The organism is Rhizobium laguerreae (assembly GCF_019778565.1).
GTDB lineage: Bacteria > Pseudomonadota > Alphaproteobacteria > Rhizobiales > Rhizobiaceae > Rhizobium > Rhizobium laguerreae.
Genome location: NZ_JAAXQT010000001.1, coordinates 1,204,425 through 1,225,978 on the forward strand (window position 1 = coordinate 1,204,425; position 21,554 = coordinate 1,225,978).

At 61.7% G+C, this 21,554-nt stretch carries 19 protein-coding genes; 15 read left to right on the top strand and 4 right to left on the bottom strand.

Translation table 11 applies throughout. From position 1 onward, the window contains the following. Positions 1–53: 53 nt before the first annotated feature. Entirely contained in the window at positions 54–998 is a 945-nt protein-coding gene (locus tag HFO71_RS05915; protein ID WP_077978291.1) for a carbohydrate kinase family protein, read from the bottom strand. Positions 999–1,227: 229 nt separating this feature from the next. Here HFO71_RS05915 and recA point away from each other — a divergent pair, with 229 nt between their 5' ends. The 3 genes from recA (at position 1,228) to HFO71_RS05930 (ending at position 6,133) form a co-directional block, all read left to right on the top strand. Beyond that, positions 1,228–2,322 (top strand): recombinase RecA, encoded by a 1,095-nt coding sequence (gene recA, locus HFO71_RS05920; RefSeq protein WP_003540131.1) that lies wholly within the window; start codon positions 1,228–1,230, stop codon positions 2,320–2,322. Between the two features lie 154 nt (positions 2,323–2,476). After that, positions 2,477–5,131 (top strand): alanine--tRNA ligase, encoded by a 2,655-nt coding sequence (alaS, locus tag HFO71_RS05925; RefSeq protein WP_077978290.1) that lies wholly within the window; start codon positions 2,477–2,479, stop codon positions 5,129–5,131. 150 nt (positions 5,132–5,281) lie between these two features. Beyond that, positions 5,282–6,133: an AraC family transcriptional regulator gene (locus HFO71_RS05930; RefSeq protein WP_221987673.1), complete on the top strand. Its 852-nt coding sequence runs from the start codon at positions 5,282–5,284 to the stop codon at positions 6,131–6,133. Between the two features lie 72 nt (positions 6,134–6,205). Here the strand turns inward: HFO71_RS05930 and HFO71_RS05935 are convergent, their stop codons facing one another. The 3 genes from HFO71_RS05935 to HFO71_RS05945 all read right to left on the bottom strand — a co-directional run bounded on the left by HFO71_RS05935 (position 6,206) and on the right by HFO71_RS05945 (position 8,637). Beyond that, a complete protein-coding gene (locus tag HFO71_RS05935) occupies positions 6,206–6,832 on the bottom strand; it encodes a glutathione S-transferase family protein (RefSeq protein ID WP_077978289.1) in 627 nt (208 codons plus the stop codon). A 76-nt stretch (positions 6,833–6,908) separates the two neighbouring features. Further along, positions 6,909–7,355, bottom strand: a complete 447-nt coding sequence (locus HFO71_RS05940; RefSeq protein WP_025394756.1) for a GNAT family N-acetyltransferase — start codon at positions 7,353–7,355, stop codon at positions 6,909–6,911. 70 nt (positions 7,356–7,425) lie between these two features. Continuing rightward, a complete protein-coding gene (locus tag HFO71_RS05945) occupies positions 7,426–8,637 on the bottom strand; it encodes an NADP-dependent isocitrate dehydrogenase (RefSeq protein ID WP_094085842.1) in 1,212 nt (403 codons plus the stop codon). Between the two features lie 186 nt (positions 8,638–8,823). On the opposite strand from HFO71_RS05945, the gene HFO71_RS05950 reads away from it, so the two are divergent. The 12 genes from HFO71_RS05950 to HFO71_RS06005 all read left to right on the top strand — a co-directional run bounded on the left by HFO71_RS05950 (position 8,824) and on the right by HFO71_RS06005 (position 21,505). After that, positions 8,824–9,351: a hypothetical protein gene (locus tag HFO71_RS05950; RefSeq protein WP_168283559.1), complete on the top strand. Its 528-nt coding sequence runs from the start codon at positions 8,824–8,826 to the stop codon at positions 9,349–9,351. A gap of 54 nt (positions 9,352–9,405) precedes the next feature. Beyond that, positions 9,406–11,445 carry an FUSC family protein gene (locus tag HFO71_RS05955; RefSeq protein ID WP_221987675.1) on the top strand — a complete coding sequence of 680 codons (2,040 nt, stop codon included), beginning with the start codon at positions 9,406–9,408 and terminating at the stop codon, positions 11,443–11,445. Positions 11,446–11,449: 4 nt separating this feature from the next. Then, positions 11,450–12,280: an RNA methyltransferase gene (locus HFO71_RS05960; RefSeq protein ID WP_221987678.1), complete on the top strand. Its 831-nt coding sequence runs from the start codon at positions 11,450–11,452 to the stop codon at positions 12,278–12,280. Then, positions 12,261–13,064: a glutamate racemase gene (murI, locus tag HFO71_RS05965; protein ID WP_221987680.1), complete on the top strand. Its 804-nt coding sequence runs from the start codon at positions 12,261–12,263 to the stop codon at positions 13,062–13,064. The genes HFO71_RS05960 and murI overlap by 20 nt, the downstream gene beginning before the upstream one ends. A 24-nt stretch (positions 13,065–13,088) precedes the next feature. Next, positions 13,089–14,336: an MFS transporter gene (locus HFO71_RS05970; protein WP_170268539.1), complete on the top strand. Its 1,248-nt coding sequence runs from the start codon at positions 13,089–13,091 to the stop codon at positions 14,334–14,336. A 220-nt stretch (positions 14,337–14,556) separates the two neighbouring features. Beyond that, complete coding sequence (locus HFO71_RS05975; RefSeq protein WP_012757646.1) at positions 14,557–16,071, top strand: helicase HerA domain-containing protein; 1,515 nt, start codon at positions 14,557–14,559, stop codon at positions 16,069–16,071. Between the two features lie 224 nt (positions 16,072–16,295). Continuing rightward, entirely contained in the window at positions 16,296–16,913 is a 618-nt protein-coding gene (gene rpsD, locus HFO71_RS05980) for a 30S ribosomal protein S4 (RefSeq protein ID WP_003540107.1), read from the top strand. Between the two features lie 102 nt (positions 16,914–17,015). Then, positions 17,016–17,945 (top strand): glutaminase, encoded by a 930-nt coding sequence (locus HFO71_RS05985; RefSeq protein WP_077978285.1) that lies wholly within the window; start codon positions 17,016–17,018, stop codon positions 17,943–17,945. A gap of 61 nt (positions 17,946–18,006) precedes the next feature. Further along, positions 18,007–18,876, top strand: coding sequence for a tRNA 2-thiocytidine(32) synthetase TtcA (gene ttcA, locus HFO71_RS05990; protein ID WP_077978284.1), 870 nt, complete (start codon positions 18,007–18,009; stop codon positions 18,874–18,876). A 46-nt stretch (positions 18,877–18,922) separates the two neighbouring features. Beyond that, positions 18,923–19,750: an inositol monophosphatase family protein gene (locus HFO71_RS05995; RefSeq protein WP_025394748.1), complete on the top strand. Its 828-nt coding sequence runs from the start codon at positions 18,923–18,925 to the stop codon at positions 19,748–19,750. Between the two features lie 40 nt (positions 19,751–19,790). Continuing rightward, positions 19,791–20,615, top strand: coding sequence for an inositol monophosphatase family protein (locus HFO71_RS06000; protein ID WP_025394747.1), 825 nt, complete (start codon positions 19,791–19,793; stop codon positions 20,613–20,615). 83 nt (positions 20,616–20,698) lie between these two features. Further along, positions 20,699–21,505, top strand: a complete 807-nt coding sequence (locus HFO71_RS06005) for an aminoglycoside 6-adenylyltransferase (RefSeq protein WP_077978283.1) — start codon at positions 20,699–20,701, stop codon at positions 21,503–21,505. Positions 21,506–21,554: the final 49 nt, after the last annotated feature.

Below are 21,554 nucleotides of genomic sequence, written 5' to 3' on the forward strand. Positions count from 1 at the left end.
AAAGTGTGAGCGGTTTTCGGACGACATCATGCTCAACTATGCAATTGGCCGCTTCAATGCAGAATTCTGACCTTGGGAACAAGGGCAAGCGCCTCATTCAGCAGATCGGGCGTCAGATTTTCATTGACGGCGTGCCGTGATTGCACGGTTAGTATGGCGGCCGCAGTGCCGTGGCGGACCGCTTCTTCGAGCGGCAGGCCTGATATCAATGCGGCGAGCGTGCCGGCCGCAAGTGAATCGCCGGCACCCGTAACGTCGGTGACGGTGTCGGCAATCGGCGGCTGCAGCGTCACGGCGCGGCCCTCGCAAAGCACGACGAGCTCACGCCGGCCGCGGGTGACGACGGCGTTCCGGATGCCGATCTGGTTCAGCAAAGGTAGCCAGCCGGCGGCGTCTTCCGGCCGCTCACCGGCAAGGGCGGCAGCTTCAGCCTCATTCAGGAACAGATAGTCGATATCCCCGATGCAAGGCTTCAGCCTGACGACCTTAGCCGGCGAGATGGCGATTGCCGCAACGGGCTTGCCTAGCGACCGTGCCTTTGCGACGATCGCCGCGATCGTCTCTTCCGGCAGGTTGGCGTCGAAGAGGATGAAATCATGCGCGGCGAAAGCCTCCCGCACCCAGCGGATAGAGAGACGCCGCGGCACGAAGAAGCGATAGAGATCCATGTCGGCGAGGGCGATCACCAGATTGCCGTCCTTCTCGATGATCGCCGTGTAGCTCGGCGTCTTGCGGTCGAGGAAGACGAAGGGCCGGTCGTCGATGCCGGCGAAATCGGCAGCTTCTCCGACCGTCTCGCCCATCGGATCGCCGCCGCGCGGCGAGATCATCGTCACCTGAAAACCGAGCCTTGCCAGGTTGCGAGCCGCATTGAAGCCACCGCCGCCGGGCTCCTCGAACCATGTGCCGGGATTGCTGGCGCCAGGCGCCGTCTCGCCGGAGATGCGGCCGCGCCGATCGATATGGGCACCGCCGAGAACAAGAATCTTTTTCGTCATCCGATCCGCTCTCCCGATGCCCGAAGGACGAATCGATACGGTGCGCCACGTCGCGGTTGAGTCGGCACCTTTGGCTTAAGTCGTTGCTTTTCATCGATAAAACAAATACAGAACACGTGCCGTTTTACCTTTTTCTTTCAACTGTTTGATCGCCTATTGCGAGAATGGAACAAATAGGGTACAAACTCGACATTGCTTGAGCGGCTTCAATAACCTAAAGGTGGATCGGATGTCTCAGAATTCATTGCGGCTGGTAGAGGACAAATCGGTGGACAAAAGCAAGGCGCTTGAAGCGGCACTCTCACAGATAGAGCGGTCGTTCGGCAAGGGCTCGATCATGAAACTCGGCTCCAACGAGAATGTTGTCGAGATCGAGACGATCTCGACCGGCTCGCTTGGCCTCGATATTGCACTCGGCGTTGGTGGCCTGCCGAGGGGCCGCATCATCGAGATCTACGGGCCGGAAAGCTCCGGTAAAACGACGCTTGCACTGCAGACGATTGCCGAAGCGCAGAAGAAGGGTGGCATTTGCGCCTTCGTCGATGCCGAACATGCGCTCGATCCCGTCTATGCCCGCAAGCTTGGCGTCGACTTGCAGAACCTTCTGATCTCGCAGCCCGATACCGGCGAGCAGGCGCTCGAAATCACCGATACGCTGGTGCGCTCCGGCGCCGTCGACGTTCTCGTTGTCGACTCGGTCGCTGCCCTGACGCCGCGTGCCGAAATCGAAGGCGAGATGGGCGACAGCCTTCCCGGCCTGCAGGCGCGACTGATGAGCCAAGCGCTGCGCAAGCTTACCGCTTCGATCTCGAAGTCGAACACCATGGTGATCTTCATCAACCAGATCCGCATGAAGATCGGCGTCATGTTCGGCTCGCCGGAAACGACGACGGGCGGCAATGCGCTGAAATTCTACGCCTCCGTGCGCCTCGACATTCGCCGCATCGGCGCAGTCAAGGAGCGCGAAGAGGTGATCGGCAACCAGACCCGCGTCAAGGTCGTCAAGAACAAGATGGCGCCGCCCTTCAAGCAGGTCGAGTTCGACATCATGTATGGCGAGGGTGTTTCCAAGACCGGCGAACTGGTCGATCTCGGCGTCAAGGCCGGCATCGTCGAGAAGTCGGGCGCCTGGTTTTCCTATAACAGCCAGCGTCTCGGCCAGGGCCGTGAAAACGCCAAGACTTTCCTGCGCGACAATCCGGATCTCGCCCGCGAGATCGAACTGTCGCTGCGCCAGAATGCCGGCCTGATCGCCGACCGCTTCCTGCAGAATGGCGGACCGGACCCCGATGACGGCGATGGCGATGCCACTGCGGAAATGTAATTTTCGCGCTTAAACTCATCGGACAGTTCCAACCGGCCGCATTCCTGATGAGAATGCGGCCGGTTTTGTTTGTCTGCTGGACAGTGGCGGGGGTGAACGTTAAAAGCCGATGAATTTAAATTTACCTGCCTCCGGCAGCATTGAAGGGCATAGCATGAGCGGTGTGAACGATATCCGGTCGACCTTCCTCGACTATTTCAAGAAGAACGGCCATGAGATCGTTCCGTCGAGCCCGCTCGTGCCGCGCAACGACCCGACGCTGATGTTCACCAATGCCGGCATGGTGCAGTTCAAGAACGTCTTCACCGGCCTCGAAAAGCGTCCCTATTCGACGGCGACGACGTCGCAGAAATGCGTGCGAGCCGGTGGCAAGCACAACGACCTCGACAATGTCGGCTATACTGCACGCCACCTGACCTTCTTCGAGATGCTCGGCAACTTCTCCTTCGGCGACTATTTCAAGGAGAATGCGATCGAGCTTGCCTGGAAGCTCGTTACCGAAGGCTTCGACCTTCCGAAGAACCGCCTGCTGGTGACCGTCTATTCCGAGGATGAAGAAGCTGCGACGCTGTGGAAGAAGATCGCCGGCTTTTCTGACGACAAGATCATCCGCATCCCGACCTCTGACAATTTCTGGCAGATGGGCGATACCGGCCCTTGCGGCCCGTGCTCGGAAATCTTCATCGACCAGGGTGAGAATGTTTGGGGGGGGCCTCCGGGCTCACCGGAGGAAGATGGCGACCGGTTCCTGGAGTTCTGGAACCTCGTCTTCATGCAGTTCGAGCAGACCGAGCCTGGCGTTCGCAACCCGCTGCCTCGCCCGTCGATCGATACCGGCATGGGGCTGGAGCGCATGGCCTGCATTCTGCAGGGCGTTCCCAGCGTGTTCGACACTGATCTCTTCCGCACGCTGATCGGCACCATCGAGGATACGATGGGCGTCAAGGCGGAAGGCAGCGCCAGCCACCGCGTCATCGCCGACCACCTGCGCTCCTCGGCCTTCCTGATCGCTGACGGCGTGCTTCCGTCGAATGAGGGCCGCGGTTATGTGCTGCGCCGTATCATGCGCCGCGCGATGCGCCATGCACAGCTGCTCGGCGCCAAGGAGCCGCTGGTCTACAAGCTGCTGCCGACGCTGGTGCAGCAGATGGGCCGCGCCTATCCGGAACTGGTGCGCGCCGAGGCGCTGATCTCGGAAACGCTGAAGCTGGAGGAAAACCGTTTCCGCAAGACGCTGGAACGCGGCCTGTCGCTTTTGTCGGACGCGACGACGGATCTTTCCAAGGGCGATATGCTGGATGGTGAGACCGCCTTCAAGCTCTACGACACCTACGGATTCCCGCTCGATCTGACGCAGGATGCGCTGCGTGCCCGCGAGATCGGCGTCGACATTTCCGGCTTCACCGATGCAATGCAGCGCCAGAAGTCCGAAGCTCGTTCGCATTGGGCCGGTTCCGGCGAGAAGGCGACGGAAACCGTCTGGTTCGAGCTTAGGGAAAAACACGGTGCGACCGAATTCCTGGGCTACGACACCGAAACGGCTGAAGGCGTCGTGCAGGCGATCGTCAAAGAGGGCGCGGTTTCGACCGAGGCCAAGGCCGGCGACAAGGTGCAGATCGTCGTCAGCCAGACGCCGTTCTACGGCGAATCCGGCGGCCAGATGGGCGATACCGGCGTGATCTCGTCCGATCATGGCAAGATCGAGATTTCTGATACGCAGAAGAGGGGCGAAGGCCTGTTCGTGCATCAGGGTACTGTCGTCGACGGCGTCGTCAAGGACGGCGATGCGGTCGTGCTGACGGTCGATCATGCCCGCCGTTCGCGGCTGCGCGCCAACCACTCTGCGACCCACCTGCTGCACGAGGCTTTGCGCGAAGTGCTCGGCACCCATGTGGCCCAGAAGGGTTCGCTGGTTGCGCCCGAGCGCCTGCGTTTCGACGTCTCGCATCCGAAGCCGATGTCGGCCGAGGAGCTCAAGATCGTCGAAGATATGGCAAACGAGATCGTGCTGCAGAATTCGCCGGTTACTACGCGGCTGATGAGCGTTGACGATGCGATCGCCGAAGGCGCGATGGCGCTGTTCGGCGAAAAATACGGCGATGAAGTCCGGGTCGTGGCGATGGGCGAGGGCGTGCGTGGCGCCAAGGCCGGCAAGCCCTATTCGATCGAACTCTGCGGCGGCACGCATGTCGGGGCCACCGGCCAGATCGGCCTGATCCGCGTTCTCGGCGAAAGTGCCGTCGGCGCCGGCGTTCGCCGAATCGAGGCCGTCACCGGGGAATCGGCGCGCGAATATCTGGCCGAACAGGACGAACGCGTGAAGACGCTTGCTGCCTCGCTGAAGGTGCAGCCGGGCGAAGTGCTGTCGCGTGTTGAAGCGCTGATGGATGAGCGCCGCAAGCTCGAAAAGGAACTGGCTGATGCCAAGCGCAAACTCGCCATGGGCGGCGGGCAGGGCGGCTCGGTCGATGCCGTGCGCGAAGTCGCCGGCGTCAAATTCCTCGGCAAGGCGATTTCGGGCGTCGATCCCAAGGATTTGAAGGGGCTTGCCGATGACGGCAAGACCAGCATCGGGTCGGGCGTCGTTGCCCTCGTCGGCATTTCCGACGACGGCAAGGCAAGTGCTGTCGTGGCGGTGACACCGGATCTCGTGCAGCGTTACAGCGCCGTCGATCTCGTCCGCATCGCATCTGCCGCCCTCGGCGGCAAGGGCGGCGGCGGCCGCCCCGACATGGCGCAGGCCGGCGGCCCCGACGGATCGAAGGCTGACGAGGCGATCGAGGCGGTAGCCGTGGCACTTGCCGGCTGAACTGCCGGTTCATCAACGATTTTCGAAAGGCGGAGGCTTGGCTTCCGCCTTTTTTGTTTCGCAGGTTCAAAGCTCAGAGCCAATTTCCGCAGGATTTGTCAAATCGGACTATGGTTCTCTCAAGCCGATCGATTTGCACGAGGTTCCGACATGAATGGCGACACGGCATGGGCACTTTATGAAAACCGTCTGAGACGGGTTTCGGCCTATATTCACGACCACCTCGACGAGGAGCTGGATATGGAGCGCCTTGCCGAGATCGCCTGCATGTCGACCTATCACTGGCACAGGATCTACCGGGCGATTTACGGCGAGACGCTGGCGGCCACCGTCAAGCGGCTCAGGCTGCATCGCGCGGCGGGCGAGATCGTCCGCACGGAGCTTGCCGTCAGCGAAATTGCGAAGCGATCAGGCTATCCCAATCTCCAATCCTTCAATCGTATCTTCAAGTCGGTCTACGGCATGCCGCCGGCCCGCTATCGGAAAGAGGGAAGCCACACAGCCTTCGAACCCTCACCTGACGGAAAGACCAAAGCCATGTTAGACGTTACCATACGCGAGATCGGGCCCATCGAGTTGATCAGCGTTGCCCATACCGGTTCCTACATGCAGATCGACAAGGCCTTCGAGACGCTGTTCGGCACGCTTTATGCCCGCGGCCTCGCCAAGCCCGACATGCGAATGATCGGCGTCTATCTCGACGATCCCGATTTTGTGCCGGAGGAAAAGCTGCGCTCGATAGCCTGCGTCACCGGCGCTGCCGAAGTGCCGGCGGCGTCACCCTTCGAGCGGTGCACGATCGACGGCGGCGATTATGCGGTGCTGCGCCACAGGGGGCCCTATGCCGACATGTCCAAGTCCTATCAGTGGCTCTTTGCCGAATGGCTGCCGAAATCCGGCCGGCAGCTGAAGGACAGGGTCATGTTCGAGGAATATCTCAATAATCCGCGCGAGGTGCCGCCGACCGAGCTTCTGACGGATATTCACATGCCGCTTGTCTAAAGTCGTCGATCGGGGCGCGGCGGATCTGCCGCGTCCCTGGACGGTCAGGCGACCTTCCGCGTCCTGGAATTTTCAAGCGGCCTGCATGGTCTTGATGGCTTCGTCATCAAGGGCGTTCGCCCGTTTGTAAGCCTCGCGTTCGCTGATGCGGCCGACATAGTCGAGGAATGCCTGGCGTCTTTCGATGCCGCCGAAGCCGATGCCCCAGCCGATATGGGAGCCGACATAGACGTCGGCGGCGGTGAAACGCTCGCCGGTGATGTAGGTCGAAGCGGAGACGGCTTTCTCGAGTGTGTTCATGACGTCGCCGAAACTGCCGCAGCCGGCCATGCGCAGGCGTTCCTTCGGAATTTCGAAGCCGAGAGCCTTCATCGTCACCGCCGATTCGAGCGGACCGGCGGCAAAAAACATCCAGCGGTAATAGCGGGCGCGCTCCTCCGGCCTCGGCGCCAGCGCTTTTTCGGGAAAGGTCTCGGCCAGATAGGCGCAGATCGCCGCGCATTCGGTGACGATGGTGTCGCCGTGGCGGATTGCCGGCACCTTGCCCATCGGATTGACGGCGAGATATTCCGGCGCCTTCATGGTTTCGCCGAAGGTCAGGAATTCGGTGCGATAGGGCTGGCCGATCTCCTCCAGCATCCAGCGCGCGATGCGGCCGCGCGACATCGGGTTCGTATAGAATACCAATTCTTCGGTCATGACGTCCTCCTCGTGTTGCCGTTATTGATCCCACGGAATCAATAGCGCAGCGATGGCCGCCTGCAAGTCCCCGCCGCTAGAGCGCCTTGCGATATTGGATGAAGCCCGAGCGCTCGGCGATCCTGTCATAGAGCCGCCGGGCCGTTGCATTGGTCTCGTGGGTCATCCAGTAGAGCCTGCCTGCGCCGTTGGCGCGGGCGAGGTCGGCGACGGCCTCGATCAAAGCGGCCCCGGTGCCGAGCCCGCGCTGGCTGTTGTCGACATAGAGATCCTGCAGATAGCAGGTCCATTGCGGCAGCCAGCAGGAACGGTGAAAGATGGCATGGACGATGCCGACGAGACGGCCGTCTTCGTCGAAGGCGCCGAGCGCGTGCATCGGTTCGTCAGGATCGTGGAAGCGAGCCCAGGTGAGATCTGTAGTTTCGGGCGGGATGACCACTTCGTAGAAGCGCTGATAGGCCTCCCATAGGGGTTCCCAAACGGCGCGGTCCGAGGGTTCAAGCGGTCGCAGGATGGCCGTCATCGGTTCATTCTCCCAAAATAAAACGGCGGGGAAATCCCCGCCGCTTCGATGTTATCTTGGAAAGACCGGCTTACGCCATGGCCTTCTGCAGGTTCTGGTCGATCTTGTCGAGGAATGCGGTGGTCGAGAGCCACGGCTGGTCGGGGCCGATCAGCAGCGCCAGGTCCTTGGTCATGAAACCGGATTCGACGGTGTCGACGCAGACCTTTTCGAGCGTTGCGGCGAAGCGGGCAAGCTCGGCATTGTCGTCGAGCTTGGCGCGATGCGCCAGGCCGCGCGTCCAGGCGAAGATAGAGGCGATCGAGTTCGTCGACGTTTCCTGGCCCTTCTGATGCTGACGGTAGTGGCGGGTGACCGTGCCGTGCGCGGCTTCGGCTTCGACCGTCTTGCCGTCGGGCGTGAGCAAAACCGAGGTCATCAGGCCGAGCGAGCCGAAGCCCTGGGCAACGGTATCGGACTGGACGTCGCCGTCATAGTTCTTGCAGGCCCAGACGTAGCCGCCAGACCACTTGAGCGCCGAGGCGACCATGTCGTCGATCAGACGGTGTTCGTAGGTGATGTTTGCTTCCTTGAACTGATCCTTGAATTCGGTCTCGTAGACTTCCTCGAAGATGTCCTTGAAGCGGCCGTCATAGGCCTTGAGGATGGTGTTTTTGGTCGACAGGTAGACCGGCCACTTGCGCATCAGGCCATACATCATCGAGGCGCGGGCAAATTCGCGGATCGATTCATCGAGGTTGTACATCGCCATGGCAACGCCGGCGCCCGGTGCGTTGAAGACTTCCTTCTCGATGACGGTGCCGTCTTCGCCGACGAACTTGATCGTCAGCTTGCCCTTGCCGGGGAACTTGAAATCGGTGGCGCGGTACTGGTCGCCGAAGGCGTGGCGGCCGACGACGATCGGCTTGGTCCAGCCGGGAACGAGGCGCGGCACGTTCTTGCAGATGATCGGCTCGCGGAAGATGACGCCGCCGAGGATGTTGCGGATCGTGCCGTTCGGGCTCTTCCACATTTCCTTGAGGTTGAATTCCTTGACGCGGGCTTCATCCGGCGTGATCGTCGCGCACTTGATGCCGACGCCGTACTTCTTGATGGCGTTGGCGGCGTCGACAGTGACCTGGTCGTTGGTGGCGTCGCGGTTTTCGACCGAGAGGTCGAAATAGTCGATGTCGAGGTCAAGATACGGATGGATCAGCTTATCCTTGATGAGCTGCCAGATGATGCGCGTCATTTCATCGCCGTCGAGATCGGCGACGGGATTGGCGACCTTGATCTTGTTCATGTATCTGCCTCGTTCGAGCTTGAATGGGGACGGGGTCCCGGGTGGGTGATGTGATGAGGAGCGCTATAGCATTGTGAACCGGGAACGCAAAGCTGCAAGGGGTTCGACAATGCGTTTTTGCCGCCATTGCCAAGTACTGGAATTTGGCTAGTGTCCGCCTCAACTGCCGACGCCGGACATTCGACCATGAAGACAATCGCCGTTGTTATCGCAAGCCTTATCGCCTTTTCAGGCATCAGCCACGCCGCCGAAATCATCGCTCCGGTGAAGGAGATCATGGACGCGACCAGGAGCAACTGGGCCGACAATAGCAGCGACTGGATCGACATCTTCGACGCGAGCCGGCTTGACCATCTCTACAGCCGCGATTTCGTCGCGAAATACCAGGCGGCGGCGCAGTTTCCCGCCGTCGACGACGACGGCATATCGCCCTTCGACTACGACGTCATCGTCAACGGCCAGGATGCCTGCCCGCTGGAGGATCTGACGATGGTGGCAGCGCCTGTGGTCGACGGCGTGGCCGAGGTGACCGTGCGCTTCAAGAAATCCGCCTGCTCGGATGCGCCCGATGCCAAGGACTATACGACCGTTCATTTCGAGGTGGTCGAGGAAGGCGGCAAGCCCGTCATCGACGATATCGTCACCGAGAATATCGAAACGCAGGCGCGCGATTCCCTGAAGACAACGATGGCGCTGATTGCCAAGGGCCAATAGGCGCGCGACATTCAAGAGCATCGAGATTCTATCTCTGAGCGGCATGAGGGGCTCTTGCACTTGTTTTCCGGTTTTCAGTTCCGCGACTGGCTGCTTGCCAACGATCCGGCGCTTTCGCGCCTGCGCATGGCTTCGCGGGTGACGCTGACGATCGTTCTCTCCTTCGCCATCCTGTTCGCCATCCAGAAGTTGATCGTGCCGCTGCCGACGGCGGCCTTCGGTCTCGGCATCGTGCTGTCGATCGAGGGCGGGGTGGCGGTGCGCGACAAGGGCAATTCGCGCCAGCTGGTGACGCGGCTTTTCGGCTGTGTCGCGAGCCTTGCCGTCGTCGGCATTGCGGCGGGGCTCGAGGATCGCCGTTTTCTCTCCGATCTCGTCTTCCTGGTGGTGATCGCGCTCGCATCGGCCGGGCGGGTGTTCGGGCCGCGTGGCTTTGCGATCGGCATGTTCGCCTTCACCTCTTATTTCATGGGGTCTTATTTCCGGCCTTCCCTTGCCGAGCTGCCTGATGTGGCGATCGGCCCCGTCGTCTCGGTACTCGTCGGCCATCTGGTGAGAGCAGTGCTGTTGCCGGATGATTGGCGGCGCGACCTGCTTCGCTCGCTCGAAAGCGTGCGCGGCCGGATCAACCAGATCCTCTTCAAGCTCGCCACCCTTGCCGGCAGCGGTCATATCGGCGAGGCTGACCGGCAGGAGCTGCGCCAGCTGGAAGACCGGCTGAAGGAAGTGGTGCTGATGGCTGAGACCTTCATTCCACGCCCGCCGGCCGGCGTCTTCGACGGTGCTTCCGATCCCGCCGCGGAATTGGCGATTCGGCTCTTCGATGCGCATCTCGCTGCCGAAAGCGCGATCGTGGTGAGCTTCCAGAGCCTGCCGCCCTTTGCGCTCATCCATGCCGTGATCGAGGCCGACAAGGCGGAGCTCGCCACCTATGAGGGGATGGCGGAAGCCATCAAAGAGGAACCGCAAGGCGAAACCGTGCGGGCGCTGCTCTGGCTCGGCGAGGCGCGGCAGCAATTGACGCAGGCGATCGGCGAGGGGCAGGCTTCCGGCTTTGCCGGCATCGATGCCGTCAAGGACACGGCACAGCCCGAGAAGATCGACTTTTCATTCGCCAATCCGCTGTTGCGCTCGGCGCTGCAGATCACGCTCGCCTCGGCGCTCGCCATGGGCTTCGGCCTGCTTCTGTCGCGCGACCGCTGGTTCTGGGCGGTGCTTGCCGCCTTCCTCGTCTTCACCAACACCAATTCGCGCGGCGACACGGCAATGAAAGCGCTGTCGCGCTCGCTCGGCACGGTGTTCGGGATCGCCATCGGCCTCCTGCTGGCGACGCTGATTTCAGGTGAGCCAGTCATCGCCATTCCGGTTGCTGCCGTCTGCATTTTCCTCGCCTTCTATTTCCTGCAGGTTTCCTATGCGACGATGACCTTCTTCATCTCGATCGTGCTCTGCCTGGTCTATGGCATGACCGGGGTGCTGACGCTCGATCTCCTGCAGCTGCGCATCGGGGAGACCTTGATCGGCGCGGTGGCCGGAACGGCGGTTGCCTTCCTGGTCTTTCCGGCACGCACGCGTGGCGCGCTTGATGCAGCACTCGCCCGTTGGTTTCAGGCGCTGGACGAGTTGTTAAGCGCGATCGGTGAAGGCAAGAGCGGTTTTGCGCTGATGGCGCTGTCGCAGAAGATCGATGCCTGCTACCGCGACGTAACGGTGGCGGCGCGGCCGCTCGGCTCGTCCTGGTCGGTGGTGACGCGGCCGGGCCAGATCCGCCAGACGCTGGCGATCTTCCTCTCCTGCACCTATTGGGCGCGCATCCTGGCGAAGAGCTACGCGGCATCGGCCGAGGCCGACGAGCTGAAGAGGCTGATCGCGTCGGATCTGGCGCTGATGAAGGATGCGGCCCCGCGCGGCTCGACCTGTTTCTTCATCGAGCGCAAGACATCGCGGACGACAGGGCGGCACCTGCCGCTGTCGCGCGAAGGCGCCAGACTCGGGCTCGAAATGATCGGTTCGGCACTGGAAAGGCTCTATCCGCAGGCTGATGTCTTGCCGTTTGCGCCGGGCGAGGTTATTGCGCGCTCGAAACAGGGATAGAACCATGGCAGGCACGAACAGCGAGCGTCAACTTCTGGCCGAAGGGCCGGCGATCATTCTGGTCGAGCCGCAGATGGGCGAGAATATCGGCATGGTGGCGCGCGCCATGGCGAATTTCGGCCTTGCTAAACTCCGCCTCGTCAATCCGCGCGACGGCTGGCCGAACGAGAAAGCCCTGGCGACCGCCTCCAAGGCCGATCACGTCATCGAGGCGACCAAGGTCTACGACACGCTGGAACAGGCGGTCGCCGATCTTAATTTCGTCTATGCGACGACGGCGCGCGAGCGTGATGGCTATAAGCCGGTCCGCTCGCCGGTCATTGCCGCCGAAACGCTGCGGGCGAGGTTTCGCGCCGGCGAAGGCACCGGCATCCTCTTCGGGCGCGAGCGCTGGGGGCTGACCAACGAAGAGGTGGCGCTTGCCGACGAGATCGTCACGTTCCCCGTCAACCCTGCCTTCGCCTCGCTGAACATTGCCCAGGCGGTGCTGCTGATGTCCTATGAGTGGATGAAATCAGGCATGGAGGATCTCGGCGCCGTGCCCTTCCAGGCAATGGGGCAGACGCCCTCGACCAAGGACCAGCTGTTCGGCCTGTTCGACCAGCTGGAGGAGGCGCTCGATGCGCGTGGTTATTTCCACCCTGCCGGGAAAAAGCCAAAAATGGTCGACAATCTCCGTGCCGTTCTATCCCGCCGGGCCTTCACGGAGCAGGAAATCAGCGTGCTGCGCGGCGTCATCTCCTCCCTCGACCGCTTCTCGCGCAAGAGCCCGCGCGGCGGCCGGTTCCCGACAGCGGCCAAGGAAACACCGCCCGATGACAGCGCCGACGCATGAGCTGAAACCCGTCCTCGTCTTCGATTCAGGCATAGGCGGGCTGACCGTGCTGCGCGAGGTGCGCGTGCTGATGCCGGAACGCGGCTTCATCTATGTCGCCGACGATGCCGGCTTTCCCTATGGCGGCTGGGAGGAACAGGCGCTGAAGGAGCGGGTGATCGGGCTTTTCGGCCGGCTGCTCGCAGATCACGACCCCGAAGTCTGCATCATCGCCTGCAACACCGCCTTCACGCTGGTTGGCGCCGATCTGCGCGCCGCCTTTCCTCAGATGACCTTCGTCGGCACCGTGCCGGCGATCAAACCGGCGGCGGAGCGTACGCGCTCCGGCCTGGTCTCGGTGCTCGCGACGCCGGGCACGGTCAAGCGCGCCTATACGCGCGATCTCATCCAGTCCTTTGCGCAGCAATGTCATGTGCGGCTCGTCGGCTCGGAAAACCTGGCGCGCGTGGCGGAGGCCTATATCCGGGGCGACGCGGTTTCCGATGAGGCGGTGCTGACCGAGATCGACCAATGTTTCGTCGAGAAGGAAGGCCGCAAGACCGATATCGTCGTGCTCGCCTGCACGCATTATCCATTCATGGCCAATCTATTCCGCAGACTGGCGCCTTGGCCGGTGGACTGGCTGGATCCGGCAGAAGCCATTGCCCGGCGGGCGCGCACACTCGTTCCGCAGATCGCCGACGCCGTTCACCCCGATAATTTCGACTTTGCCGTCTTTACATCCGGCAATCCCGACTTTGCGACGCGCCGGCTGATGCAGGGTTTCGGTCTCAGCACGCGATAAGGCACTGCGCGCTTTATTTCACCGATGTCATCGCGCAACATCTCTGTGGGGAATCGCGGGCGGGTGTTTGCCGCTCAAGACATAAAGGGATGCGCCGTGCCGCTGCAAAGACTTGTCATGCTGATCTTCTTTCTGCAGCCGATAGCCTTTGGCGCCTGGTTGCCGCGCATTCCTGATATCCAGGCGAAGCTTGAACTCGGCACCGCCGATCTCGCCATCGCACTTCTGGGATTGCCGATCGGCACGCTGATCACCCTGCCGTTTGCCGGCCGCCTCGTCTCGCGCATCGGCGGGCGCATGACGATCATCTATGGTTTCATCTTCTTTCTTGCCGTGGTTTCGCTTCCAGCCTTCGCGCCCAGCGTCATGCTTCTATTCTTCGCCTTGATTGTCGTTGGGGTCGCGCTTTCGACGGTGGAACTCGGCATGAATGTCGAGGCCGATGTGACGGAGAAGGCGACCGGGCTGATCATCATGAGCCGCTGCCACGGCTTCTGGAGTTTCGGCATCATGGTCGGCAGCCTGATCGGCGTTGGTGCCATAGCCATCGGGCTTTCGCCGCACTGGTCGATCCTGATCACGGCGATCGTCATCCTGCCGGCTGCGCTGATTGCCAGCCTGCGCCTGCCGAAATTGTCGGAAAGTCACCATGCGGAGAATTCGCAGGCAATGACCGGTTTCAAGCTGCCCAGTCTTGCTCTGCTCGGGATCTGCGCCTTCGTCTTCGGCGTGACGATGACCGAAGGTGCGATCGCCGATTGGTCGGCGGTCTATCTCCGCGATGTCATGAATGCAGAAGGCGCGCAAACCGGCCTCGGTTATTCGGTTTTCGCTTTCATGGTCGCGGCGGGGCGCTTCAGCGGTGATTACATGAAAGGCCGTTTCGGCGCGGTTGCCATTGCCCGTGGCTGCGGCATCGCCTCGCTTGCCGGCATGCTCGTCGTTCTCCTTGCACCGGCGACGCCGCTTGCGCTACTCGGCTTTGCCGCAGTCGGTATCGGCGTCTCGGTCGGGTTTCCGCTTGCGGTGACGGCCGTCGCTTCGCTGACTGACCGCCCGCCCGCTTCAAGCGTTGCGACGCTCTCCTTCGCAGCCCTGACCGGTTTTCTCATCGGGCCGCCGATCATCGGCTTTCTCGGCGAACTCCTGGGCTTGCGCGCGGGACTTGCGGTCTTGTTGGTACCACTTTTCGTCAGCCTGCTCTGCACACGTTTGCTAATTCCGACGCAGACGGACATGGCGGGGGACCTCGTCGAGCGCGAGGCGGTGTGAAGCCTTATTCCCAGGGCTGGCTTTCCTGTGGGTTCTTAAAGGTTTGACGACAACGGTGCCTGCGAATCTGCTAGAGCATGATGCCGAAAAGTGTACGCGGTTTTCGGACGACATCATGCTCTATTTCTTTGATGTAGATCAGGAAACAGGTTTTAGGCCGATCGGGCCTAAAATCATCCTGATCTAGAGACGGGCCGGGAATTTGTAAGGGGAATTGGACGTGCAGGTTGGCATCGATATGGGATTGGCGTCCGGCGCTCCGGCGACGCTCGATATCGAGGAGCTGCTGGCGACACGTCTGCTCGTGCAGGGCAATTCCGGCTCCGGAAAATCGCATCTTCTGCGCCGTCTGCTCGAGCAATCGGCGCAATGGGTGCAGCAGGTCATCATCGATCCCGAGGGTGATTTCGTCACGCTCAGCGACAGGTTCGGCCACGTCGTCGTCGACGGTGAGCGCACAGAGGCGGAGTTGGCGGGCATTGCCAACCGCATCCGTCAGCATCGCGTTTCCTGCGTGCTGACGCTCGAAGGCCTCGATCTCGAAGACCAGATGCGCGCCGCCGCCGCCTTCCTCAACGGCATGTTCGATGCCGATCGCGAATACTGGTATCCGGTTCTCGTCGTGGTCGACGAGGCGCAGATGTTTGCGCCGTCGGTCGGTGGCGATGTCTCGGAAGATGCGCGCAAGATGTCGCTCGGCGCGATGACCAATCTGATGTGCCGCGGCCGCAAGCGCGGCCTTGCCGGCGTGATCGCGACGCAGCGGCTTGCCAAGCTCGCCAAGAACGTTGCGGCTGAGGCCTCGAACTTCCTGATGGGCCGCACCTTCCTCGATATCGACATGGCGCGCGCCGCCGACCTGCTCGGTATGGACCGGCGCCAGGCCGAGATGTTCCGCGACCTGAAGCGCGGCAATTTCGTCGCTCTCGGACCCGCGCTGTCGCGCCGGCCGCTGCCGATCCAGATCGGCGCGGTGGAGACCTCGGCGCGCTCCTCCAGCCCGAAACTGATGCCGCTGCCGGATGCGCCGCAGGATGTCGAAGACCTGATCTTCACGCCCGATCCGGAGGAATTCCAACGCCCGCTGGTGCGCCGCGCCCCGCCGGCGCCACGGCCGACGACCGATATTCTGGCCGAACTCTCGCGCTCAACGCCGGCTGCATCGGCCGTACCTGCGGAGGCGAGGGCGAGCCAGGTGGAAGTCTCCGCCGAGGAGCGGGAGGAGCGCCTTGCCGGTGTGCTGGCCGAGATACTGGACGATCCGGCATCCGCCTTCCGCACCGATTCGGTGCTCTACCAGGACTTTCTGGTAAGGCTGCGCATGCGTCGCGTGCCGGGACCGCCGATCGCGCTGCCGGATTTCCGCCGGCGCGTGGCGATCTCGCGCTCCGGCGTCGATGCGGCAACGGCCGCAACCGATGCCTGGGCGACGGCGCTGTCGCTGTCTTCAGGTGTCACCGACGACCTGCAGGGCGTCTTCCTGATGCTCGCCAAGGCCGCCGTCTGCGGCGAGCCGTGCCCGTCGGACGCCCGCATCGCCCGTGCCTATGGCACCCATTCCGCCCGCCGTGCGCGGCGCCTGCTCGGCTATTTCGAGGAGCAGGGCATCATCGTCGTGCACGCCGATTTTTCCGGCAAGCGTATCGTCGCTTTCCCTGATATGGACTGCCAGACGGCGCCGGGCGACGCCAACGCACCTGATGCTGGCGGGGACCCACGGCTGGCGGCGGAATAGTGGTGCTTTCGAGCTTTGCCGCTGTTGACAATTTCATGACGGCCCTCTAAAGACCGCCGCAAGCACCGGGCAGCAATGCCCGGTGTTTCATTTGACATGTCCCGTGGATCGTTCCTGTTCGCTAACCGGAACATCCTGTCAGGTCTCGGAAAAGACCAGAGGAGGGCGTGTTTCCTTCGTGCGGTTTGGCAACAAGCCGTCATAAACCTTTGAAAGGAAATACGATGAGCAAGCGCGAATCGTCCAAGTACAAAATTGACCGCCGTATGGGCGAAAACATCTGGGGCCGTCCGAAGTCCCCGGTAAACCGCCGCGAATACGGCCCGGGCCAGCACGGCCAGCGCCGCAAGGGCAAGCTTTCGGACTTCGGTGTGCAGTTGCGCGCCAAGCAGAAGCTCAAGGGCTACTACGGTGACCTGCGCGAAAAGCAGTTCCGCGCGATCTTCGCCGAAGCCGACCGCCGCAAGGGCGACACTTCTGAAAATCTGATCGGCCTGCTGGAATCGCGCCTCGACGCAATCGTCTATCGCGCCAAGTTCGTTCCGACGGTCTTTGCTGCCCGCCAGTTCGTCAACCATGGCCACGTCTCGGTCAACGGTGTGCGCGTCAACATCGGTTCCTACCGTTGCAAGGCCGGCGATGTCATCGAAGTTCGCGAAAAGTCGAAGCAGTTGGTGATCGTTCTGGAAGCTGTCAGCCTCGCAGAGCGCGACGTTCCCGACTATATCGAAGTCGATCACAACAAGATGGTCGCAACCTTCGGCCGCGTCCCGACGCTCAGCGACGTTCCGTTCCCGGTCGTCATGGAACCGCATCTGGTCGTCGAATTCTATTCGCGTTAATGCATTCGTCTCGCAGTCGAAACCGATTGCGAGACAACAGCATGCGTCGATATACGGAAAGCCGCTCTTTCGAGCGGCTTTTTTGCGATCTGGAGAGAAGCAATGGCAGATTTGCAGGCGACCCTCGATAGCATCTACGCCGATATCCAGCCGCGGATCGGCGAGGGCAAGGTCGCGGACTACATTCCGGAACTCGCCAAGGTCCACCCGAAGCAGTTCGGCATGGCGATCGTCACCGTCGACGGCAAAGTCTATCGCGTCGGCGATGCCGACATCGCCTTCTCGATCCAGAGCATATCGAAGGTCTTCATGCTGACGCTGGCGCTCGGCAAGGTCGGCGAGGGGCTGTGGAAGCGGGTCGGGCGCGAACCCTCCGGATCGGCTTTCAACTCGATCGTCCAGCTGGAGCACGAGAGCGGCATTCCTCGCAATCCCTTCATCAATGCCGGCGCGATCGCCGTCAGCGACGTCGTCATGGCCGGCCATGCGCCGCGCGAGGCAATCGGCGAGCTGCTGCGCTTCGTGCGTTATCTCGCCGATGACGAGTCGATCACCATCGACGACAAGGTGGCGCGCTCGGAAACGCAGACCGGATACCGCAATTTCGCGCTTGCCAACTTCATGCGCGCCTACCGCAATCTCGACCATCCCGTCGACCATGTGCTCGGCGTCTATTTCCATCAATGCGCGCTGTCGATGAGCTGCGAGCAGCTCGCCCGCGCCGGGCTGTTCCTGGCGGCGCGCGGCAGCAATCCGACGACCGGCCATTCGGTGGTCTCGCCGAAGCGGGCGCGGCGCATCAATGCGCTGATGCTGACCTGCGGCCATTACGACGGCTCGGGCGACTTCGCCTATCATGTCGGCCTGCCCGGCAAGAGCGGCGTCGGCGGCGGCATCTTCGCCGTGGCGCCGGGCATCGCCTCCATCGCCGTGTGGTCGCCGGGACTGAACAAGGTCGGCAATTCACAGCTCGGCGCTGCGGCGCTGGAGATGCTCGCAGCACGCACCGGCTGGTCGGTTTTCGGCGATTGAACGCTGTGTTGGCAGGACGCTTTCTGCTAAGGCAGGTCTGGACCTTCGATAGGACGAAGCAATGAATATCGCAGCCAAGATTGCCGATGATTTGGAAACCGGCGAAGCCGACACCAGCGGCCATGCGCTGTTTGCCGATGCGCCGCGTTCGGTCTCCTTCAACAAGCTGCGCAAGCGCCTGCTGCGGCAAGTGCGCCAGGCCTTCGACGATTTCGACATGCTGAAGGGCCAGAAGCGCTGGCTGGTCGGCCTTTCCGGCGGCAAGGATTCCTACGGGCTGCTGGCGCTGCTGCTCGATCTCAAATGGCGCGGCCTGCTGCCGGTCGAACTCATCGCCTGCAATCTCGATCAGGGCCAGCCGAATTTTCCGAAGCATGTGCTGCCGGATTATCTCACCAAGATGGGCGTTCAGCACCGGATCGAGTATCGGAATACCTATTCGATCGTGAAGGAGAAGGTGCCTGAAGGCGCCACCTATTGTTCACTCTGTTCGCGGCTGCGGCGCGGCAATCTCTACCGCGTCGCGCGGGAAGAGGGTTGCGATGCGCTGGTGCTCGGCCACCACCGCGAGGACATTCTCGAAACCTTCTTCATGAATTTCTTCCATGGCGGCCGGCTCGCCTCGATGCCGGCGAAGCTTCTGAACGACGAGGGCGACCTGATGGTGCTGCGGCCGCTCGCCTATGCTGCCGAGGACGACCTCGCGAAGTTTGCGGCCGCCATGCAGTTTCCGATCATCCCCTGCGATCTCTGCGGCTCGCAGGACGGGCTGCAGCGCAATGCGATGAAGGACATGCTCGCCGATATCGAGCGGCGCATGCCGGGACGCAAGGATACGATGCTGCGGGCGCTTTCGCATGTGAACCCGTCGCATCTGCTCGACCCGAAACTCTTCGACTTTTCCACCCTTGGTGTCACCGATCCTTCATGAAGGGCCGGCTATGCAGGCTGGCATTGCATCAAGTACAGGATTTCGCATGACTATTTCAGATCAGGATATTCTCTTTCTCGGCGATTGCGTCCGAGAGGCGGCGCAAGCCGAGATCATGCCGCGTTTCCGTAATCTCGGCGCTGCCGATGTTTCGGAAAAGACTTCGGCAATCGATCTGGTGACGCAGGCGGACGTGCTTGCCGAACACCGCATCACCGCGGCGCTGAGAGAGCGCTTTCCCGCAGCACTCGTCGTCGGCGAGGAGGCTTATGACGCCGACCGGTCCGTCGTGCCGGCACTTGCCGATGCCGAGCTCGCCTTCGTCATCGACCCTGTCGATGGGACGTTCAATTTCGCCGCCGGGATTCCTGTCTTCGGGACCATGTTGGCGGTCACAGTCAGGGGCGAGACGGTCGCCGGCATCATTCATGATCCCGTTCTCGGTGACACGGTGACCGCGATCAGGGGGGCAGGTGCCTTTCTGACACGGCGGGATGGGCAGTCGACAAAGCTGAAGGTCGCTGAGCCTGCTAGCCTGAACCAGATGGTCGGCGGCCTGTCCTGGGGGCATATGGATGAGCCCGACCGCTCGCGCATCTGCGCCAACATGGCGAAGGCCCGGATGACTTTCGCCTTCAACTGCTCGGCCTACGAATATTGGATGGTCGCCTCCGGCAAGATGCATTTCATCGGCCATGCGAAGCTGATGCCCTGGGATCACCTGGCCGGCGTGCTCGCGCATCAGGAGGCCGGCGGCCATACGGCGAAATTCGACGGCACGCCCTATCGCCCCGGCGAGACCGTGGGCGGCATCATCTCCGCGCCCGACAAGGAGAGCTGGCAGCTCATTCGGCGCGAGATCGTCGGCATCTGATTCAAGGTTTTCCTAAGAGACCTAAGCGTGAGGATTTGAGATGACTTCGATTGTCGACGTGACCGTTCTTGCTGATTTGCTGCGCCGCGCTGCGAAGGCGGAGATCCTGCCGCGCTTTCGCCGGCTTGGTCAGCACGACGTGCGCGCCAAGAGCGAGGCGACCGATCTCGTCACCGAGGCCGATGAGCAGGCGGAACGGATGATCAAAGCGGAAGCTCAGCAACTCTGGCCGGGCGCACTGTTCCTTGGAGAGGAATCGGTCGCGGCCGATCCTGATTTGCTCGGCAGGCTCGAACATGCCGATCTCGCGATCGTCGTCGATCCGGTCGACGGCACCTTCAATTTCGCCTCCGGCATTCCGGCCTTTGGGGTCATGGCATCCGTGATCTCCGGCGGCGAGACGGTTGCCGGCATCATCTACGATCCGATGGGCGACGATTGGGTGATGGCCGAAAAGGGCGGTGGCGCCTGGCTGCGGCGGCCGGATGGCGGCGCCGAGCGTCTCTCGGTCGCAGCTCCCGTCGAACTGGAACACATGGTCGGCATGGCCTCGACAGGCTACCTGCCGAAGGAGAAGCGCGCCGAAGTGCTCGCCAATCTCGCAAAGGTGCGCTTCCTCACCAATTACCGCTGCGCCGCCCACGAATACCGCACTTTTGCCGGCGGGCATGTGCATTACCTCATGTACAACAAGCTGATGCCCTGGGATCACCTTGCCGGCACGCTGATCTCGCAGGAGGCGGGCGCCTATGCGGCGCGTTTCGACGGCTCACCCTACCTGCCGCATCATCTCGACGGCGGGCTGCTGATTGCGCCGGACAAAGCCTCGTGGGATGTGTTGCGGCGTGAGGTTTTCACGGTCTGAAGGTGAAAAAGCCGCCTTCGACCACCTTCCGTGTTTGAACATCGGCAGGGTAGTATTGCGCCGATGCGGTTGGAGATCATCCCGTGTGGCAAGAGCAATTCATCGAGAAAATCCGTCAAGTCGTTAGCGGCGACCCAAGGGTTGTCGGGCTGTTTCTTGCTGGCAGCTTTGGAAAAGGGCAGGCTGACACGTATAGTGACATTGATCTGCTCGCCGTCGTCGCGCGCGATGATCAGGCCGAGTTCAGTGGAGCATGGCGGCAACAGCTCGAAAAAATTGCCCCCATTGTCTTTTGGAACGAGCTTGGCAAAGAGGAGCGCGTCTTCAATGCCATAACTGATCAATGGCAACGAATAGATCTGGGAGTAGTCGACGAGGGAGCCCTGAAGAAAAGAAGCCAAGATTCGCTTAAACCGCTGATCGACAGACATGGCTTGTACGACACTTTGCCAGCGACTATCCCGTGGTCCGGTCCTAATAAGGAATATCTCACCTATCTCATCAACGAGTTTATTCGTGTGTTCGGTCTCCTTGCCGTCGCCAACGGCCGGGGAGAATATCTCCTCAGTGTCGCAGGCGTAGACTTGCTTCGGATGATGCTCTTCAAACTTCTGAGCGAAGAAGTTGAACGCGCAGACAAAGGCGGCATGCTGGCCTGGAGCCGTCGGCTGTCCGAGGAGCAACTTGACCTCCTCGCAACCATTCCTCCCGCAGCACCAACACGTCAGTCAATCATCGACGCTCACCTTGCCTGCGCAAGTGCCTTTCTGCCACGCGCCCGCAGGATGGCTGAGAGGTGGGAGATTGAATGGCCGCAACGGTTTGAGGATGCCACTTGGAGGCATCTTGAGCGCGAAGTTGGAATGAAAAAGCCAGCTGGCCTAATGTAACGGGAGATCGAAACCTCCATCACAACCCGCAAAATCAGTCCTGTCTTAT

What these genes read in the sequence shown, in the direction of transcription:
- HFO71_RS05915 (WP_077978291.1), bottom strand. Translation starts at nt 998, where the DNA reads ATGACGAAAAAGATTCTTGTTCTCGGCGGTGCCCATATCGATCGGCGC.
- recA (WP_003540131.1), top strand. Translation starts at nt 1,228, where the DNA reads ATGTCTCAGAATTCATTGCGGCTGGTAGAGGACAAATCGGTGGACAAA.
- alaS (WP_077978290.1), top strand. Translation starts at nt 2,477, where the DNA reads ATGAGCGGTGTGAACGATATCCGGTCGACCTTCCTCGACTATTTCAAG.
- HFO71_RS05930 (WP_221987673.1), top strand. Translation starts at nt 5,282, where the DNA reads ATGAATGGCGACACGGCATGGGCACTTTATGAAAACCGTCTGAGACGG.
- HFO71_RS05935 (WP_077978289.1), bottom strand. Translation starts at nt 6,832, where the DNA reads ATGACCGAAGAATTGGTATTCTATACGAACCCGATGTCGCGCGGCCGC.
- HFO71_RS05940 (WP_025394756.1), bottom strand. Translation starts at nt 7,355, where the DNA reads ATGACGGCCATCCTGCGACCGCTTGAACCCTCGGACCGCGCCGTTTGG.
- HFO71_RS05945 (WP_094085842.1), bottom strand. Translation starts at nt 8,637, where the DNA reads ATGAACAAGATCAAGGTCGCCAATCCCGTCGCCGATCTCGACGGCGAT.
- HFO71_RS05950 (WP_168283559.1), top strand. Translation starts at nt 8,824, where the DNA reads ATGAAGACAATCGCCGTTGTTATCGCAAGCCTTATCGCCTTTTCAGGC.
- HFO71_RS05960 (WP_221987678.1), top strand. Translation starts at nt 11,450, where the DNA reads ATGGCAGGCACGAACAGCGAGCGTCAACTTCTGGCCGAAGGGCCGGCG.
- murI (WP_221987680.1), top strand. Translation starts at nt 12,261, where the DNA reads ATGACAGCGCCGACGCATGAGCTGAAACCCGTCCTCGTCTTCGATTCA.
- HFO71_RS05970 (WP_170268539.1), top strand. Translation starts at nt 13,089, where the DNA reads ATGTCATCGCGCAACATCTCTGTGGGGAATCGCGGGCGGGTGTTTGCC.
- rpsD (WP_003540107.1), top strand. Translation starts at nt 16,296, where the DNA reads ATGAGCAAGCGCGAATCGTCCAAGTACAAAATTGACCGCCGTATGGGC.
- HFO71_RS05985 (WP_077978285.1), top strand. Translation starts at nt 17,016, where the DNA reads ATGGCAGATTTGCAGGCGACCCTCGATAGCATCTACGCCGATATCCAG.
- ttcA (WP_077978284.1), top strand. Translation starts at nt 18,007, where the DNA reads ATGAATATCGCAGCCAAGATTGCCGATGATTTGGAAACCGGCGAAGCC.
- HFO71_RS05995 (WP_025394748.1), top strand. Translation starts at nt 18,923, where the DNA reads ATGACTATTTCAGATCAGGATATTCTCTTTCTCGGCGATTGCGTCCGA.
- HFO71_RS06000 (WP_025394747.1), top strand. Translation starts at nt 19,791, where the DNA reads ATGACTTCGATTGTCGACGTGACCGTTCTTGCTGATTTGCTGCGCCGC.